Source organism: Nostoc sp. JL33 (assembly GCF_017114985.1).
In the GTDB taxonomy this organism is placed as follows: Bacteria; Cyanobacteriota; Cyanobacteriia; order Cyanobacteriales; family Nostocaceae; genus Nostoc.
Genome location: NZ_JABXKP010000077.1, coordinates 1 through 16,449 on the forward strand (window position 1 = coordinate 1; position 16,449 = coordinate 16,449).

A 16,449-nucleotide genomic window follows, 5' to 3' on the forward strand; every position below is an offset into this window, starting at 1 on the left:
TCCCTCCTTATGGATTTAGGCTGAACGAATCGCACTCCCCACCTTCAATGTACTCATAAGGTGGGGATTGTGAGCGGGGGGTGTTCGCGAACAGCGTCACGAAGTGAGGATTGCATCCAGTATTGTTTTTTTTGCTTCAGCAAAAACAAATACTGGATGCATGACGAAGCACCAAAATTTTCTGGTAGAATTATTGGGTCTTGACCCTGCGGGTTCAAAATCGCTCTTTGAGGGAAACCCTCAAGACCGCGTTTTTCACCATCAATGCCATAAGCGAAAACCAAGCTAATAGGTATATGTTGCAGGAAGAAGATTTGGGTCTTGGGAACCAGGACTCCTGCCCTTGGAGGGAATGTCAGACTTTCTAGTACTACGGAGTTCTGGAGGCTGTTCCCGATGAATTGGGAAGCCCCGTCCGTCTTACGGCGGGGTAGTTCACCAGCCTTGTCTTGAATAAAATGGTGTGACATAATTGCATAGATTGCATCAGTCGTAAATTATGGGCAAACGTAATCCATTGCAGTCGTGTGATCAAAGCCTGACAGCAAAAAGACCACAGCTGCATATCCGATTAACCCTACAAGGTTGATCAGATATCTAGACAATGTGCAATTAGCGCCCGCTGTTATTCCTCTAGGGTTTTGCGAGTCTAGGGGATAGCGTGCGGGATAGCCTCAGTCTCAAGATAAGTAACCTCGAACGCTAAAAAGCTAGCTTTGGGTAGGCTACAGTAACTAGAAGACTATAAAGCACATCACAATTTTCGGAGATTTTACTAATCAAGCAAAACTCCACTTAAACAAATATTGCTTAAGTTTACTTGGAAGATTCCAGAGCGAATTCTTTTCCTGCCGTGTCTAGTACCTTTAAGGGAAGATATAGCAATAGCAAGTCATTTAACGTTTGGATTATACCTCCTCTAGTGTAGGAAATGCAAGTGATGAGAATAGATTTGCCAACATGATACTTACATGTTTAGCTTACCCTGAGCAAGTTGAAATTTAAATACTTTAGGGCTTTGTTAATCTAAATGTTCGGAAAAATCACCTAATAGGTGACTTTTCGCAAAAAAAATATATTTAAAACCCATTTATACATTAAATCTTTAAACAGCTAGGACAGCTAGCGTAGTATGAAGCGATTGATAACGGCGGGTATTGTTTGCTTAAAGCTGATACTAAGTTGTTTGAATTAGCAGTGAGGTTAAACACGTTAATATTGTGATCAAGGACACATGCTAGTAAATGACAAAAAAAGCTCAGTACGCTCGCTTTGGCATTTTTGGGCATTGACTTAATCAAGCTTAAGCAATAAAGCCTAATTAATGTATAAACTAACCTTAGCATTCCACACATTTTAGATAAAATTTATCGGTTCTATTAACTTCCCTTAAGTAGATTTTCTATTTATTTACTATAAATAAATACCTTTATTTCTGAATGAATAAACGGTGAAATAGCACACGCTTATCTATCACCGAATGCTGGCTGGTAATGTCGGAGGTTGTCGAATATAGTACTGTTGTTCACCCAAAGGCGGCGGGGAGTGAATTGACTGCTCGATAAAAGGATATCAGTATAGATTAGCGATCGCTGTTATTACTTGTTTTTATGTAACTCATCCCTAAGGAAGTAGTTTTTTCCGATATTTTTAGATATCTCTTGTTAGGAATTCTATATTTTTGGAAGTATTTGCAAAATTAAAAATCCCTAAACAGTCAATACTGAATTTGGTTTTGACCAAAATAAGTAATCACAGCGCCTAAATACACCGAGGAAAAAGCGATGTCTGCCTTGCCGCTCAATAGTCAGAATCTACCGTACCCTGACCCTCTGCACCCGATCATCGTTCACTTTGTGATTGCGATGGTGTTTTTTTCTTTCTTCTGCGATGTTGTCGGCTATTTTACCCGCAACGTGCGTTTATTTGAGGTAAGTTTCTGGAATATGTTTGTTGCGGCGATCGCCATTTTTCTAGCAGTGATATTTGGTCAGTTTGAAGCGGGTTTAGCAAACATTTACGGTTCTGTACAGCTAACGCTGAATTATCATACTATTTTGGGTTGGTCACTTGCGGCTATTGTGGTGGCGATCGCCGCTTGGCGTTTTGTGATTCGCAACCGCAGCCCACACAAAGTCCCACCAGCTTATCTGGGTGCCACAACGTTTTTAATTTGTCTGGTATTCTTGCAAGTGTATTTGGGGAGCAAGCTATTTTGGGTATACGGGCTGCATGTCGAGCCAGTCGTTGAAGCGATGAAGAAGGGAGTATCGCTATGAACTCGCAGCTCATTGAGCAGTTGGGATTGAAGTTGGGTGCTAACGGGCTACCCTACGAAATCCCAATGCATCCGCAACTGGTGCATCTGACACTGGGTTTATTCATCATTGCCGTCCTCTTTGATATAGCAGGCACATTCTTTCCTATAGAAAAACGGATTTTCAAATTTTTAGGTCTTCCTGCCATCCGTGCGGGTCTTTTCGATGTCGGGTGGTACAATCTGCTGGCGGCGGCAACGGTCACTTTTTTTACCGTTGCAGTGGGATTTTTTGAGCTACTGCTAGCAAACCCACCAGTCAATGAAAAAAGTGCTTGGGGTTTGAGCGCCCCTTTAACAATGCTTTTGCATGGTTTGGGTGGCGTGTTCCTGTTGGGGAGCATCGTCGCAATGGCTGTGTGGAGAGGCTTACAGCGCTATCGCTGGCGCAAAGATTCATCAAGGCAGGTGCAGTGGAGTTATTTATTACTAGGCATTGTGATACTAGGCATTTTATATGTCCACGGAACATTGGGAGCGCAATTGGGAGAAGAGTTTGGAATTCACGTTACTGCTGCAAAATTGCTCCAACAGGGCACAAATCCTGATTTGCTGCTTAAATAATCAAACCAGAAGCACTAAGCAATTCAAAATTCCAAATTCCAAATGTTCGCGTAGCGTCTGGTAGAGAAGAAATAGAATTGTAGCTATTAACCGGATGTAAATTAAAAGTGCAACACATGTTGAGTGCATATTGGACTTTGGACAAAAATTGCTATGTTTAGATTTTTAGAATATTTACTAATAGCTGGTTATATTGCAGTCCTGCTCGTTATCAGCCATTGGATTGGACAGCAAGCCGAATCCTGGATGCCTCTTCAAGCCACCGCAGAAGCAAAAAAAGTAGATGATTTATTTAGCTTCTTAGTTTCAATAGGAGCTTTCATCTTGCTTGGGCTGGTTGGCATGATGCTGTATTCGGTACTTTTCTTTCGTGCATCCAAGGATGACTACAGCGAAGGACACCCCTCTAGAGGCGATGTGAGGCTAGAAATTCTCTGGACAGCAACCCCGACTCTGCTGGTGTTGTGGATTGCTTTTCAAAGCTTCAATATTTATCAGCAATTAGACATCTTGGGTTTAGCACAAATCGTGCATTTGCATATGCCCTTAGAATCAGAACCAGCTGACGCCGCACTAGTTAGCGACGTTCCCAAACCGGCTTCTGAAACTATTGATGTTTTCGCTAAACAGTGGGAGTGGTCTTTCCGCTATCCAAATAATGTTACCAGTAACGAATTACACCTAAAAGTAGATCGTAGCACCCGCTTGAATCTGCACGCACAAGATGTAATCCACGGTTTCTACGTCCCTGAGTTCCGCTTAAAACAGGATATTATCCCCAAACGCGACATTGATATTGTGCTAACGCCTACTCGCACAGGAAAATATAAGCTGAAAGATTCTCAATTTAGTGGTACTTACTTTGCTTTGATGGAGGCAGATATATACGTTGAATCCCTGAAAGCGTATAACCAGTGGCTCGTCCAAGTGGCTAGCGAACCAACGACTGTTGTAAAAAATCAGGCAGTTGCCGAACATATCCAAGCACCAAAGACATTATTTAAAAGCGGCTGGTACACTGTCGCACCCACTCCAAGAGCCGTAGCGAATAAAAGGAAAGTAAGTAATGACACATGAATTCAGTGAAGCGATCGCCGAGGATAAACAGCCTATTGATGGCTGGCGGCAATATTTCAGCTTCAGCACCGACCATAAGGTTATCGGTGTTCAGTACATGGTGATGACGTTTATTTTCTTCCTGATTGGCGGGCTGTTGGCGATGATCATTCGTGCCGAACTGCTCACCCCGGAATCAAATCTGGTTGATCGCCCCCTTTACAACGGCTTGTTCACCATGCACGGGACAATCATGATTTTCCTGTGGATTATCCCCTTCAATGCCGGACTTTCTAACTACTTAGTGCCGTTAATGATTGGAGCGCGGGACATGGCGTTTCCTTTACTTAATGCGATCTCGTTTTGGATTCTGCCACCAGCAGGTATTTTGCTAATATCGAGCTTTTTGCTACCCAATGGGACTGCACAGACCGGTTGGTGGTCTTATCCACCAGTCAGCCTGCAATTTCCGCCCGGTCAACTAATTAACGGTGAATTCATTTGGATCGTCAGTCTAATATTGATTGGCATCTCCTCGATCATGGGGGCTGTGAATTTTGTGACTACCATCTTTTGGATGCGATCGCCAGGGATGACGTTTTTCCGAATGCCCGTATTTGTTTGGTCGGTTCTCAGCGCTCAGTTGTTGCAGCTAATTAACTTACCAGCCTTGACAGGTGCATTGATCCTGCTGTTGTTTGACCTCGCTTTCGGTACACAATTCTTCAAACCTGAAGAAGGTGGCGATCCCATCATTTACCAACATTTATTCTGGTTCTATTCTCACCCGGCAGTTTATATCATGGCACTACCAGCCTTCGGTATTATTGCGGAGATTCTGCCAGCCTTTTCCCGGAATCCCCTGTTTGGCTACCGGTCAGTTGCGATCGCCTCATTAGGTATCGCTGTTGTCAGCATCTTTGTTTGGGTGCATCACATGTTCACCAGTGCTACCCCTGGCTGGATGCGGATGACTTTTATGTTTACATCGATGCTGGTTTCCATACCGACTGGTGTGAAAGCATTTGCTTGGACTGCCACTATCTGGAAAAGCAAGCTGCATTTAGAAACACCAATGCTATTTGCGATGGGAGCAGCAGCGATGTTTATTTTCGGTGGCGTTACTGGTGTAATGCTGGCTGCAACGCCCTTTGATATTCACGTCAACAACACCTATTTTGTAGTAGGTCACTTCCATTACATCGTCTTCAACACCATCACGATGGCAATCTTCGCAGCCATTTATTTCTGGTTTCCCAAAATAACTGGAAGGATGTACGCTGAAGGTTGGGGCAAGCTGCATTTTTGGCTGACCTTTATCCCTGCCAATATTACCTTCTTCTCCATGCACCCGTTAGGTTTGCAAGGGATGTTGCGCCGAGTCTCTTCCTACGATCCACGGTATCAAGGATGGAATGTCATCGCTAGTCTAGCGGCATTCTTGCTGGGAGTATCTACTCTGCCCTTTATTGCCAATATTGTCGGTTCTTGGCTATACGGCCCAAGGGCGGTTGATAATCCTTGGCACGCTACTGGATTGGAATGGACAACCACTTCACCACCTTTGCGAGAGAACTTTGCAGAGATTCCAATTGTCACAAGACCCCCTTACGACTACGGCGATCCAAAATACTCAGTAATAGCAAATTCTGATAACGGTGAGTAAGGAGTTAGACCAATTTTAATTACGAATTACGAATTACGAATTACGAGTTACGAGTTATGCAACGTCGCCCCATTCATTTAGATGAAAGTCCGATCCGTTTTGAACAGTGGCGGCGACGCCTACCAAATTGGTTGCAGCGCTTCCTGCCAAGTGGCGGTGGGAGTCATGAAGATCATCATGGTAAAGGGATGTTCGGGTTTACCGTGTTCCTGCTGTCAGAGAGCATCATCTTCTTGAGTTTTATCCTTACATATGTTGCTCTGCGATTAACGGCATCTAACTGGCTACCATCTGGTGTTTCCGGGCCGAAATTGTCTACTTTTGTGATTATTAACACGGTGGTGCTGCTTTCCAGTAGCTTAGTAATTCAACCAGCAGAAAATGCCCTCAGACGTAATCAACTCAGTAAATTTCGCTGGCTGTGGCTGCTCACGATCGCAATGGGAACCTACTTCTTGATAGGTCTATTAATTGAGTGGAAAAATCTCGATTTCAAGTTGACTACAGGATTAGTTGGTTCCACATTTTATTTGCTAACAGGTTTCCACGGTCTACACGTTCTGGCTGGTGTTGTGCTTCAGATAATTATGCTGATTCGCTCATTCATTCCAGGCAATTATAATCAGACTCACTTCGGTACAAGTGCGACTACTCTATTTTGGCACTTTGTTGATCTAGTTTGGGTCTTCCTTTTCTCGCTTCTCTATCTTTGGCGGGCATAAAACTGTTCAGTTAACCAAGTATTTTCAGGAGTAACTTTATGAATTTATTCATCCAAGAAATACCAGCGTCAGAACGCGCCCCAAAAGCAGTTCAAGAAACTCCATCACCAGGTAAAGACCCACTAATTGCTCATAGTTTACAAAAAGAGCAATATATTGGCATTATTGGGCTAGCGATCGCCTTGGTTGCTGCTGTGGGATTTTTTAGTCAGAGAGTTGAATACGCTATTGGATTGGCTGTGATCCTCAGCGTTAGTTTGATTGCTTTGTTTTTATTCCTATAGTTCAGCTTTGATTAATTGAACATCCTGTCACAATATTTGGAAGTGATTTTATGAACAGCCCAGTTTATCAAACTGTAATTGTCGGTGGTGGCTTTGCAGGGCTATTTACAGCCTTGCACTTAGCTCACAAAAATTATCCTCGCTCTGTGATCTTGATTGATAAAGACGAACGCTTTTGCTTTAAGCCGTTACTCTATGAATATTTCGATGGCGAGATGGATGCCTTTCAAGTAGTACCACGTTTTTCAGAATTACTTAAAGGTAGTGGTGTCATCTTTGTTCAAGATACAGTGCAGTCGATAGACTTGCATCAAAAGGCAGTCAAATTAGCTTCAGGAAGCTCCTACAATTACAGTAACTTAGTATTAGCTTTGGGCAGCGTTACTGGCTATCATCAAGTTGAGGGAGCCAAAGAAAATGCCTTTCCTTTCTGGACGCAAGCAGATGCGATCGCTCTGGAGCGGCATTTACGTGATTGTTTACAACGAGCAGTGCAAACTGAAGATTTAGAACAACGCCGCAAACTGTTAACAGTAGTCGTAGTTGGTGGTGGTGCTTCTGGTGTAGAGATGGCAGCAACTTTAGCTGATTTTCTGCCACATTGGTATAGCGCTTTAGGAGGCAATCAAAGTGAAATTCGCGTGGTACTGCTCAATCACGGTAAACAAATCCTCAACGGTGATCTGAATGACCCATTACGTGAAATTGCCGAAAGGGAATTGAAAAAACGCGCTGTGCCAATTGAAATACTCACGGGAGCAGAAGCTACTGCTATTCATCCGAACGCAATTGAATATAAGCGCAATGATCAAATCGAGACATTAGCAACACATACTACAATCTGGACAGGTGGGACTTCCGCTCATCCAGTGATTAAAGATTTACCAATTCCCAAAGAACATCGGGATCATGGCGATCGCCTCCTAGTTACTCCTACCATGCAATTGCTCGACTTTCCAGAAGTTTTTGCAGGTGGTGACTGTGTGGCAGCTCAGGATAATTCGCTACCACCTACAGCTCAAGTCGCTTATCAGCAGGGAGCTAATATTGCCAGTAATTTGAAAGCATTAGCGTTGGGAGAAGACCCCAAACCTGCTAAGGTTAACATCCGTGGAACTCTCTTGAAATTGGGGATAAATGAGGCTGCTGCTAACTTATTCAATGTTTTTGAAGTTGCAGGCGAACCCGGACATTTAATTCGTCACGGCACTTATTTAACGCTATTGCCAACAGCAATTCATGATTTCAAAGCGACAACTGAATGGGTGGATGAGGAAATTTTTCATCACCACCTCGACCCTCAAGATGTAGGTAAAAAAGTGGTGCAAGCGGTGGAATTAGTTGGTGCTGGAGTTGTGGGCGTTTTAGTTGCCAGAAAATTATTGAAAATGTTAGGTGATGAACAGAAAAGGGACTAGTACCGCAGGGCGTAAGTCAAAAATCAAAAATCAAAAGTCAAAAGTATTATGGAATGGGCTTTTTAGTAATTTTAAATGGTTGCTCTATTTACGCCGTGGCGTACTAGTACCGCAGGGCGTAATTCAAAATTCTTGCATTCAAACAGGTATACAGCGATGGGATGTTGCTAATTACAGAAGTATTTTAGCAATCAAGAGTAAGGCATTGTGCGACACAATTCTAAATGAATTAGTCATGCTTTCGTCACAATTTTGCCATAGCTCTGTCAATATAACGTGTGATGCTAAAGCTCTGGGTTAAAAAATAGGCTCGCTCTATACTAAACCCACACATCAGAGTCTACCGAGAAGAATCACTATAAGGTACTAACCCTTATGAGGATGACTCTTCTAATCCAAATTGTAAGAATTCTCATAGTTAGAAGGAACAAAAAGATGAATTGGAAAATACTTGCTTTGCTCCCTGCCTTGACTTTAGCTACTGCTGTGCCTGCTTACTCTTTAACCAATAATAAAAGCCACAATCCGACTACTGCTTCCTACGTTGCTCAAAATACCCAGCCTGGCAACACTATGAAAAAGCCTAATGCTGTCCAAAAAGTTCATGCCAAGCATAGGTCTAATGGTACGGCAAACCATAGTAACGTACTGAGAGTAGGTAGCAGAGGAGAAGCAGTCAAAACTGTTCAAAATTCTTTAAAGCAGCAAGGATTCTATACTGCAAATGTGAATGGAGTCTTTGATAATAAGACACGTTCAGCCGTGATCAAATATCAGAAGTCTAAAGGGTTAAGAGCAGACGGAATAATTGGACACCGGACTTTGGCATCTATGAAATAAATCAGGAGTCAGAATACAGAATTCAGAATTGGTGAATACTCTATTCATAAAGGGATAGAGTTTTAATCAGGAGGAATATTTAATAGTAGTTTCGCCTACCAGGAGCGAAAGGGCGTAGCGGAATGAAGTACGGTTTTAACCAATATTCACACGCTCCAGATGAGCTAACGTTGCGCTATCATCCACTCGTACAGAATTCATACTGAATTCTGGCTCCTGAGTTCTGAATTCTGATTATAAAAATGACACAGATTAAGCCTGAAGTAAAGCGCACAGAAGAATTGCGCCAGTTATTGCAACAAGCCAGCTATGCTTATTACGTTTTAGATGCTCCAATTATGGAGGATGCAGTCTATGACCAGCTATATCGAGAATTGCAACAACTGGAAATTCAATATCCAGAATTGACGGCATCCGATAGTCCGACTCAGCGCGTAGGTGAGCTTAAGCATACGCAGTTTACCTCAGTGCGGCATAATATCCCCTTGTACAGTCTGGAGAATGCCTTTAATATCGATGAGTTGCAAGGGTGGGATCAGCGTTGGCGGCGACAAGTAGCTAAAATAGACTCAGTGGAATATGTCACTGAACTCAAAATTGATGGTTCTGCTTTGGCTCTTACCTATCAAGATGGCATTCTAGTTAGGGGGACAACTAGAGGTGATGGGGTGATGGGTGAAGATATCACCCAAAATGTGCGGACAATTCGCTCAATTCCCTTGCGTTTGAATTTTGAAGGGTTAGAAATTCTGGAAAGGGTGGAAGTGCGAGGCGAGGGGTTTTTGCCGTTGGAAGTATTTAAACAAATCAACGAGGAAAGGCAAAAAGCAGGTGAGCAATTATTTGCCAATCCCCGTAATGCCGCAGCTGGTACACTCAGACAACTAGACTCCCGCATTGTCGCTAAACGGCGGTTAGATTTTTTTGGCTACACTTTGCACATTCCTGGTAGAGATGACACCAGTATTGCCAATACCCAATGGGAAGCATTGGAGTTGTTAAAAAAGATGGGTTTTCGAGTCAACCCCAACCATAAACTCTGTACCTCGATCGCAGAAGTGGCAGAATATTATCAATACTGGGATACGGAACGGCTGAATTTACCCTACATGACTGATGGGGTAGTAGTGAAGCTGAATTCTTTTAAACTTCAGGAACAGCTAGGGTTTACACAAAAATTTCCTCGCTGGGCGATCGCTTTGAAATACGCAGCCGAAGAAGCACCTACCCGTGTGGAAAATATTGCCGTGAATGTGGGACGAACCGGGGCGTTAACACCGTTAGCCGAGATGCGCCCTGTGCAACTGGCGGGAACAACAGTTTCCCGCGCAACTTTACATAATAGCGATCGCATTGCTCAATTAGACATCCGCATTGGTGATACTGTCATTGTCCGCAAAGCTGGGGAAATTATCCCAGAAGTGGTGAGGGTATTAAAAGAACTCCGTCCCACTGACACCGAACCTTTTGTTATGCCCACCGATTGCCCAGTTTGTGGTCAACCTGTGGTGCGAGAATCAGGTGAGGCGGTGACTCGTTGCGTCAATGCTTCCTGTGCCGCGATTCTTAAAGGTTCCATTGAACATTGGGTAAGTCGTGATGCCTTGGATATTAAAGGCGTTGGGGAAAAATTGGTGTATCAACTCGTTGATAAAGGTTTGGTACATTCCGTTGCCGATTTATATGAGTTGACAGCAGAGAAATTATCTGCACTGGAAAGAATGGGGAAAAAGTCGGCAGAGAAATTGATCGATGCGATCGCTCAATCAAAAAATCAACCTTGGTCAAGGGTATTGTATGGTTTAGGCATCCGTCACGTTGGCAGTGTGAATGCCCAATTGTTGACTCAGAAATATTTCACTGTAGACCAGTTAGCTACAGCAAAGCAATCAGATATTGAAGGAATTTACGGTATCGGTGCTGAAATTGCCCAATCTGTCTATCAGTGGTTTCGGATTGATGCCAACCAAACTTTGATAGAACGCTTGCAAGCAGAAGGATTGCAATTAGCTGCCACAGAGTCAACAAAAACAGTTGGTGATGCTAATCAAAAGTTTGCAGGTAAAACTTTTGTAATTACCGGAACATTGCCAACCTTAAAGCGAGATGAGGCGAAGGCTTTGATTCAAAAAGCTGGGGGAAAAGTGACTGATTCAGTGAGTAAAAAAACAGATTATTTGGTGGTAGGAGAAGATGCAGGTTCCAAGTTAGAAAAAGCGCTCTCCTTGGGTATTACGCAGTTAAGCGAGGTGCAATTGTTGGAGATGGTTGAAGATTGAAACAAGTTAACAATTCACGCATTCACGCATTCTTGCATTAAAGACATTTTGCCTACGGCAGGCTCTACGCGAATGGGTCGGATGTAGGGCTTCTTTTTGTTTAGCTAAACCGACCGTTGTTTGGGCAGTCTAAAATATGGCAATTTTATACTACTGCAAATCTATCGATTTATCGTATAATACTTTTCAGATGCGATCGCTTCCTTTGGTATGTTGGTTGCACTTAATCGCTACATACCAAAGGAAACGGACGAGTGCGAACACCGCCCTATGGAGAATTCAGATGAGCAACAAACACATTGAAGTCAAACAGGTAGCCGGTTTCATCGGTGCCGAAATCAGCGGCGTAGACCTGTCGCGTCCTTTGCACGATGATGCAGTCAAAGAAATTCGTCAAGCACTATTGAAGTGGAAAGTCGTGTTCTTTCGCGGTCAGAACATCGATCATGCTGCACAGGTAGCGTTCACGGCTCGTTTCGGCGAAGTGACCTACGCACATCCGCACGAAGATGAGCCGATAGAAGGCTTCTCAGAAATCCTGCCGATTGACCGCAGCCGTTACGAGCGGCGCAATGGTCTACGGCGTTCCAGCTACGAGAGTCGCTGGCACACCGATGTGACAGCAGTTGTCAACCCGCCTGCGGCGTCGATTTTGCGTGCGGTTAACGTCCCCAGCATTGGTGGTGACACACAGTGGACTAATCTAGTCGCAGCCTACGAGGGTTTGTCTGCACCACTGAAAGCGCTGGCAGACACATTGAAAGCCGAACATCGCTTCAATGCGCGTTTGAATTTCCCCAGCAACAGCAAGATCGCCCAGCGCATCGCAGCCAATCCACTAGTTTCTCACCACCCAGTAGTCAGGGTTCATCCTGAGACAGGTGAACGCGCATTGTACGTGAACCCTGGCTTCACCTCGCACATTCTTGACGTGTCACGACAAGAGAGCGACCTTCTGCTTGAGTTGTTCTTCAACCAGATCACCAAGCCCGCCTACACCACCCGCTTCCGTTGGAACAACGGTGACATTGCCTTCTGGGACAACCGTGCCACCGCGCATTTGGCCCCTCAGGATCTGGATCATTTGGAAGTCGAGCGCGTCCTCTATCGCACCACCATTACGGGTGATGTTCCAGTCGGGGTTGATGGTTTCCGATCGCAAGTGGTTGAAGGTGAGGCGTTCAGTAGCGAATTACCAACCATCTTGAAGAACAAAGCCGAGAAATTGGAAGCAGAACCAGTGCTTTCCTAAACTACAGAGTGCTAGGCAATCCTAAATCATTTGTGAGACAGTAAAAGTCTGAAAAGCTTATAACTGCGTACTTTTAATCTCCGTATTTTCTCACAATTCAATTCGGATTGCTATAGGTAAGAGTTGCGGAATATGTTCTTAGCCCGTTTACCGCTATATTCATACTTCCATTGGTATCAGCATTTATGATTTTGCCAGTGGAAGTTTTGTTTTGTATATACCGTGCTTGATGTCTACAAGCCGCACAATCGTGACTTATAGTCATGAGTTAGGCGCTCTATATTAAGTGTGACTTTGTGTTAAAATTGATATTCAACACATTTAAGAAGTGATCTGATGTGCAGAAAGTTTATCAATGTCTGAACAAAAGCCCCTAAGTCCCTGGAATTACAAACCTTGGTGGTGTCAGCCCTGGTCTATAGTTCTCACAGGTGTAACACTGATTGGTGGTAGCTGGTTACTATTTAAAACTATCTGGCTAACAGTTCTCGTCTCCATCCCTGTAGTGACGTGGATGGGATTTTTTGTGTTGTTTTGGCCGCAACTAATGATTCGCAGTGGGATTTTGGAGTCATATAAAGACTAATTCGAGCCTGATCTGATACTGGAAATTGCTCCCGGTAGAGAAAATTATTCCACCGTGTTAATAGATTTAGCGTGCTGCGATCGCTCAAGCAGACGGTCACACAATGCAAGAATTAAAGAATTGAAGAAAAGAAAAGAGCAATCAAGTCATTAGCTCTGTTATTTAATTTTAGATTTTGGATTTTAAATTTATTCTCGCGTTTAAATTCGCTTGCTCTGGAACCTTTTTAAATTTTGGACTTTCCTGCGGAACGCCTACGCGTAGCTTGCTTCTCCGTTCGCGGAGCGTCTCGTAGAGAAGGAGTACGGCGTGAGCGCTCAGTCGAACGCTTTTGAATCTTCTCTTCTTAGGCTCCGCCAACAATTCCATTATCCAAAATTTAAAATTCGGTGAGAAGAAGCTAGCCTCTGGTAGAGAACATAGGGGAAGGAGAAGTTCCGAGGGTTGGAAGCCGGCACTCGGAACTTCTGTGCATCTATAGAAAATAGCGGTATCAGAAATCAATACAGTTCAGTTAAGCATTTTTTCCTTCTCTCTGTGTTCTCTGCGCCTCTGTGGTAGCCTGCGGCAAGCCCTTCTCCTGTCGGAGACGCTACGCGAACGGGTGACGCTCCTACGTCGCTAACGCTTCGCTAACAGCAGTCGCTCATGGGGGAAACCCCCTTCTCTACGAGACGCTCCGCGAACGCGGAGCGTTCCGTTGGCGCAGCCTCTCGCAGAGAAGGAAAGGCGCTAGCCTCTCCCTTTGGGAGAAGACCGCGCTGCTTCACCGCTCCGCGTCTACGTTAAAAAAATTGACTTTCACAAGGAGTTTTAGCCTTAACACCAAGCGTATTCTATCAGAAATGTCAAGTTGTGACGAAGAACTCTGACAGTATAATAAGCTTTGATAATTTTTCGCATATACTGATCATTTGCAACCTGACTTTGGGCAAAAGAGCTTGTAAGCATCTATATACTTAGGTAATTTGTACAGTGAAAGTTAGGGTGATATGAGCAACAGAGCAAACCAAAGGCATGAAGAAGATCATGCAATAGAATATTTCTGTTTATTCAACCGAATGTTCATTTTTGTTGCACAGATGTTTAGATCACGCAGCCTTGATGCTGAAAAGGTAGTCCAGTGGTTGTTGCGGTGGTTGTTGCAAAATTTCCAGCATACCAGACTTTCCTGGCTAAAGCTCAGACACTCATCTGTGAAAACGCAAGCTGTTCCTCTACCTGAAAATGAAGCAGAAAGGCTCAAAGCATTGGCGGACTACAATATTCTGGATACCCTACCCGAACAAGCATTTGATGACCTAACTGCTCTTGCTGCCTACATTTGTAAGACTCCAATTGCTTTAATTAGCTTAGTAGATACCGATCGCCAATGGTTTAAATCTCAGGTTGGACTAGAAGGTAGGGAAACACCCAGAGAGTTCGGTTTTTGTGCCCATACTATTCTTCAACCAGACGATATATTAGTGGTTCCCAACGCGCTCAAGGACGATCGCTTTAATAACAATCCCCTAGTCCAAGGTAATCCCAAAATTCGTTTTTATGCTGGTGCCCCACTAATTACACCCAATGGTTTTGCCATCGGAGCGTTGTGTGTGATCGATACCATTCCTCGTTTCCTAAGTTCCCAGCAGTTGGATGCACTGCGCCGCCTTACTCGGCAGGTGATCGCTCAGATGGAACTGATTCAGGAAGTTCGCAACCGCAAACAAGCAGAGATGGAAGTAAGGCACTTATCGCTGACCGATGAACTAACAGGTTTGCATAACCGACGTGGCTTCTTTTTGTTGGCTGAACAACAGTTAAAAATTATTCACTCCATGAAAGTTTTCTGCTGGGTGATCTTCATTGATTTAGATGGGCTAAAACTGATTAACGACACCCTTGGTCACGATATGGGAGATGCCTTGATTGTTGATGCTGCTCAATTACTCAAGCAAAGTTTTCCGAAGCCGGATATTGTTGCCCGCTTAGGTGGAGATGAGTTCATTGTTTTCATCTCCAGCTACTTTCAGGACGCTGATAGCATCCAAGGGTGTCTGCAAGCAAATATCGCCAACTTTAATCAACAGCAAAACCATAGTTATGAACTTTCGATGAGTATAGGGATAGAGCGTTACTCACCAGAAAGCAATATGTCACTAGAAGAACTAATCGCCAGGTCTGACGAATTAATGTACGCTCATAAGCGTCTCAAGCGGCAATCTATTGCATAAAGGGAGCGGGGAAACTCGGTTTGAAAACTCCAATCGGATGGGAAGAGAGTTGAAATTAAATAATAAATAAATCTCGAAGATGCCTGGCATTGCTGGATTTAAGCGACTTGTTTATAACTTTGGTCTAGATTTATAAAAAAGCTTTCTGGTGGCAATCCACATATTGCTGAAGTTCTTGTCGCCAAGAGACATCATTAGATGAAATCGGATTCAGAAACTTTGTCATCAGCTGACGAGCAACATCAATGCGTCCGGCTTTTGCATAAAGTCGCACAATTGGCAAAAGAAGGCTGACGTTAGGTTTCTTTTGGTTATTGAGAACATTTACAGCCCGTTCGAGCATTTTTATAAGAAGAATTCAGAACTCAGGAGTCAGAATGAGCGTATGAATTCTGTACGAGTGGGTGATAGCGGAGCGATAGCGAGTCTGCAAGCGTCTGAATATTGGTTAAAACCTCGCCCGAAGTCAAGCGAAAAAAATTAAAATATTCTCGCCTTAAAACTCTATCCCTTTATGGGATAGAGTATTCTGAATTCTGAATTCTGACTCCTGGTTTATTGCTTCTTCAGGGCGATCGCCTGGTTGAGAAGTAGAGCAGCCCGGTCATTGCCCTGTAACTGTTGGTAATAGCCTGCTAGTTTGCCAGTCATTTCTGCCCGTAAATTCAACGATGGCAACTTTTCAATCCGATTTGCTAATTGGTCGAAAATCGCAGTGAGTTGAGGTTTCTGACTGTTGGGTAGTGCTTTGAGCAATGCATCCATTCGGGCCAAAGAACCTGCCTCAGCCCCTGCTGGATCTGGCTTCTCGATCAACCATTGTCCTAACTCCCTCTGTATGGTTAAATCTAAGGAACTGGGTGATACTGCGATCGCTTGGAGTTCATCAAGTTGACGTGCCACTGCATCTGTAGCAACAGTTTCGGGCAATGGCTTTACCGGATACCAGTTGACAATTACCCAGTACCATAACCGCCTACTTATCAGTGAATGACGAGAAGCACGTATGGCACTGGTGGTCACAACTAAATAAACAAATCAAACGTTCGGGTAAAGTTAATCGCAGACACGATTATTTTACTCTCCCTAACTGGGATTTTCTAGCCAACCCCAATTTTGGGGAAGCCTAAGCACTAGAAAAGGAGGTTTAAAACTTATACCGTAGAGTTAATCTAGATTTGCATAGATTTTTAGAAGCGGTCTGAATTGGCATAAATGGCTCAACAGTAAAAAGCTGACGATGTGGCGA

The 16,449-nt window shown here is 43.8% G+C and carries 15 protein-coding genes; 12 read left to right on the plus strand and 3 right to left on the minus strand.

Annotated elements, in window-relative coordinates; translation table 11 throughout:
- Positions 1-53: 53 nt before the first annotated feature.
- On the minus strand, positions 54-470 hold the full coding sequence (locus HWQ23_RS22195) for a hypothetical protein (RefSeq protein ID WP_292832884.1): 417 nt from the start codon (positions 468-470) through the stop codon (positions 54-56).
- A gap of 1,314 nt (positions 471-1,784) precedes the next feature.
- Here HWQ23_RS22195 and HWQ23_RS22200 point away from each other — a divergent pair.
- The 12 genes from HWQ23_RS22200 (at position 1,785) to HWQ23_RS33475 (ending at position 15,200) form a co-directional block, all read left to right on the plus strand.
- Positions 1,785-2,279, plus strand: coding sequence for a DUF2231 domain-containing protein (locus HWQ23_RS22200; protein WP_292832887.1), 495 nt, complete (start codon positions 1,785-1,787; stop codon positions 2,277-2,279).
- Positions 2,276-2,881, plus strand: coding sequence for a DUF2231 domain-containing protein (locus tag HWQ23_RS22205; protein WP_292832890.1), 606 nt, complete (start codon positions 2,276-2,278; stop codon positions 2,879-2,881). Before HWQ23_RS22200 ends, HWQ23_RS22205 begins: the two co-directional genes overlap by 4 nt.
- A gap of 153 nt (positions 2,882-3,034) precedes the next feature.
- The gene (locus HWQ23_RS22210; RefSeq protein WP_292832893.1) at positions 3,035-3,958 is read left to right on the plus strand and encodes a cytochrome c oxidase subunit II; all 924 of its coding nucleotides are present in this window, start codon (positions 3,035-3,037) and stop codon (positions 3,956-3,958) included.
- Positions 3,948-5,603, plus strand: coding sequence for a cytochrome c oxidase subunit I (locus HWQ23_RS22215; RefSeq protein ID WP_292832896.1), 1,656 nt, complete (start codon positions 3,948-3,950; stop codon positions 5,601-5,603). The genes HWQ23_RS22210 and HWQ23_RS22215 overlap by 11 nt, the downstream gene beginning before the upstream one ends.
- Before the next feature lie 56 nt (positions 5,604-5,659).
- The gene (locus HWQ23_RS22220; protein WP_292832898.1) at positions 5,660-6,325 is read left to right on the plus strand and encodes a cytochrome c oxidase subunit 3; all 666 of its coding nucleotides are present in this window, start codon (positions 5,660-5,662) and stop codon (positions 6,323-6,325) included.
- Between the two features lie 38 nt (positions 6,326-6,363).
- Entirely contained in the window at positions 6,364-6,609 is a 246-nt protein-coding gene (locus HWQ23_RS22225) for a hypothetical protein (protein WP_292832901.1), read from the plus strand.
- A 50-nt stretch (positions 6,610-6,659) separates the two neighbouring features.
- On the plus strand, positions 6,660-8,027 hold the full coding sequence (locus tag HWQ23_RS22230; protein ID WP_292832904.1) for an NAD(P)/FAD-dependent oxidoreductase: 1,368 nt from the start codon (positions 6,660-6,662) through the stop codon (positions 8,025-8,027).
- A gap of 435 nt (positions 8,028-8,462) precedes the next feature.
- Complete coding sequence (locus tag HWQ23_RS22235; RefSeq protein ID WP_292832907.1) at positions 8,463-8,867, plus strand: peptidoglycan-binding domain-containing protein; 405 nt, start codon at positions 8,463-8,465, stop codon at positions 8,865-8,867.
- Between the two features lie 242 nt (positions 8,868-9,109).
- Positions 9,110-11,146, plus strand: coding sequence for an NAD-dependent DNA ligase LigA (gene ligA / locus HWQ23_RS22240; RefSeq protein ID WP_292832910.1), 2,037 nt, complete (start codon positions 9,110-9,112; stop codon positions 11,144-11,146).
- 283 nt (positions 11,147-11,429) lie between these two features.
- The gene (locus tag HWQ23_RS22245; protein WP_292832913.1) at positions 11,430-12,398 is read left to right on the plus strand and encodes a TauD/TfdA dioxygenase family protein; all 969 of its coding nucleotides are present in this window, start codon (positions 11,430-11,432) and stop codon (positions 12,396-12,398) included.
- 355 nt (positions 12,399-12,753) lie between these two features.
- Positions 12,754-12,984 (plus strand): DUF6737 family protein, encoded by a 231-nt coding sequence (locus tag HWQ23_RS22250; RefSeq protein WP_292832916.1) that lies wholly within the window; start codon positions 12,754-12,756, stop codon positions 12,982-12,984.
- 992 nt (positions 12,985-13,976) lie between these two features.
- Complete coding sequence (locus HWQ23_RS33475) at positions 13,977-15,200, plus strand: sensor domain-containing diguanylate cyclase (RefSeq protein ID WP_365742309.1); 1,224 nt, start codon at positions 13,977-13,979, stop codon at positions 15,198-15,200.
- Between the two features lie 130 nt (positions 15,201-15,330).
- On the opposite strand, the gene HWQ23_RS22265 is transcribed toward HWQ23_RS33475, so the two are convergent.
- Both HWQ23_RS22265 and HWQ23_RS22270 read right to left on the minus strand, forming a co-directional pair.
- Entirely contained in the window at positions 15,331-15,543 is a 213-nt protein-coding gene (locus HWQ23_RS22265; protein WP_292832919.1) for a hypothetical protein, read from the minus strand.
- 212 nt (positions 15,544-15,755) lie between these two features.
- Positions 15,756-16,223 carry a hypothetical protein gene (locus tag HWQ23_RS22270; RefSeq protein WP_292832922.1) on the minus strand — a complete coding sequence of 156 codons (468 nt, stop codon included), beginning with the start codon at positions 16,221-16,223 and terminating at the stop codon, positions 15,756-15,758.
- Positions 16,224-16,449 lie beyond the last annotated feature (226 nt).

Excerpts from the sequence above, each read along its gene's own strand:
- HWQ23_RS22195 (WP_292832884.1), bottom strand. The coding sequence starts at position 470 with ATGTCACACCATTTTATTCAAGACAAGGCTGGTGAACTACCCCGCCGT.
- HWQ23_RS22200 (WP_292832887.1), top strand. The coding sequence starts at position 1,785 with ATGTCTGCCTTGCCGCTCAATAGTCAGAATCTACCGTACCCTGACCCT.
- HWQ23_RS22205 (WP_292832890.1), top strand. The coding sequence starts at position 2,276 with ATGAACTCGCAGCTCATTGAGCAGTTGGGATTGAAGTTGGGTGCTAAC.
- HWQ23_RS22210 (WP_292832893.1), top strand. The coding sequence starts at position 3,035 with ATGTTTAGATTTTTAGAATATTTACTAATAGCTGGTTATATTGCAGTC.
- HWQ23_RS22215 (WP_292832896.1), top strand. The coding sequence starts at position 3,948 with ATGACACATGAATTCAGTGAAGCGATCGCCGAGGATAAACAGCCTATT.
- HWQ23_RS22220 (WP_292832898.1), top strand. The coding sequence starts at position 5,660 with ATGCAACGTCGCCCCATTCATTTAGATGAAAGTCCGATCCGTTTTGAA.
- HWQ23_RS22225 (WP_292832901.1), top strand. The coding sequence starts at position 6,364 with ATGAATTTATTCATCCAAGAAATACCAGCGTCAGAACGCGCCCCAAAA.
- HWQ23_RS22230 (WP_292832904.1), top strand. The coding sequence starts at position 6,660 with ATGAACAGCCCAGTTTATCAAACTGTAATTGTCGGTGGTGGCTTTGCA.
- HWQ23_RS22235 (WP_292832907.1), top strand. The coding sequence starts at position 8,463 with ATGAATTGGAAAATACTTGCTTTGCTCCCTGCCTTGACTTTAGCTACT.
- ligA (WP_292832910.1), top strand. The coding sequence starts at position 9,110 with ATGACACAGATTAAGCCTGAAGTAAAGCGCACAGAAGAATTGCGCCAG.
- HWQ23_RS22245 (WP_292832913.1), top strand. The coding sequence starts at position 11,430 with ATGAGCAACAAACACATTGAAGTCAAACAGGTAGCCGGTTTCATCGGT.
- HWQ23_RS22250 (WP_292832916.1), top strand. The coding sequence starts at position 12,754 with ATGTCTGAACAAAAGCCCCTAAGTCCCTGGAATTACAAACCTTGGTGG.
- HWQ23_RS33475 (WP_365742309.1), top strand. The coding sequence starts at position 13,977 with ATGAGCAACAGAGCAAACCAAAGGCATGAAGAAGATCATGCAATAGAA.
- HWQ23_RS22265 (WP_292832919.1), bottom strand. The coding sequence starts at position 15,543 with ATGCTCGAACGGGCTGTAAATGTTCTCAATAACCAAAAGAAACCTAAC.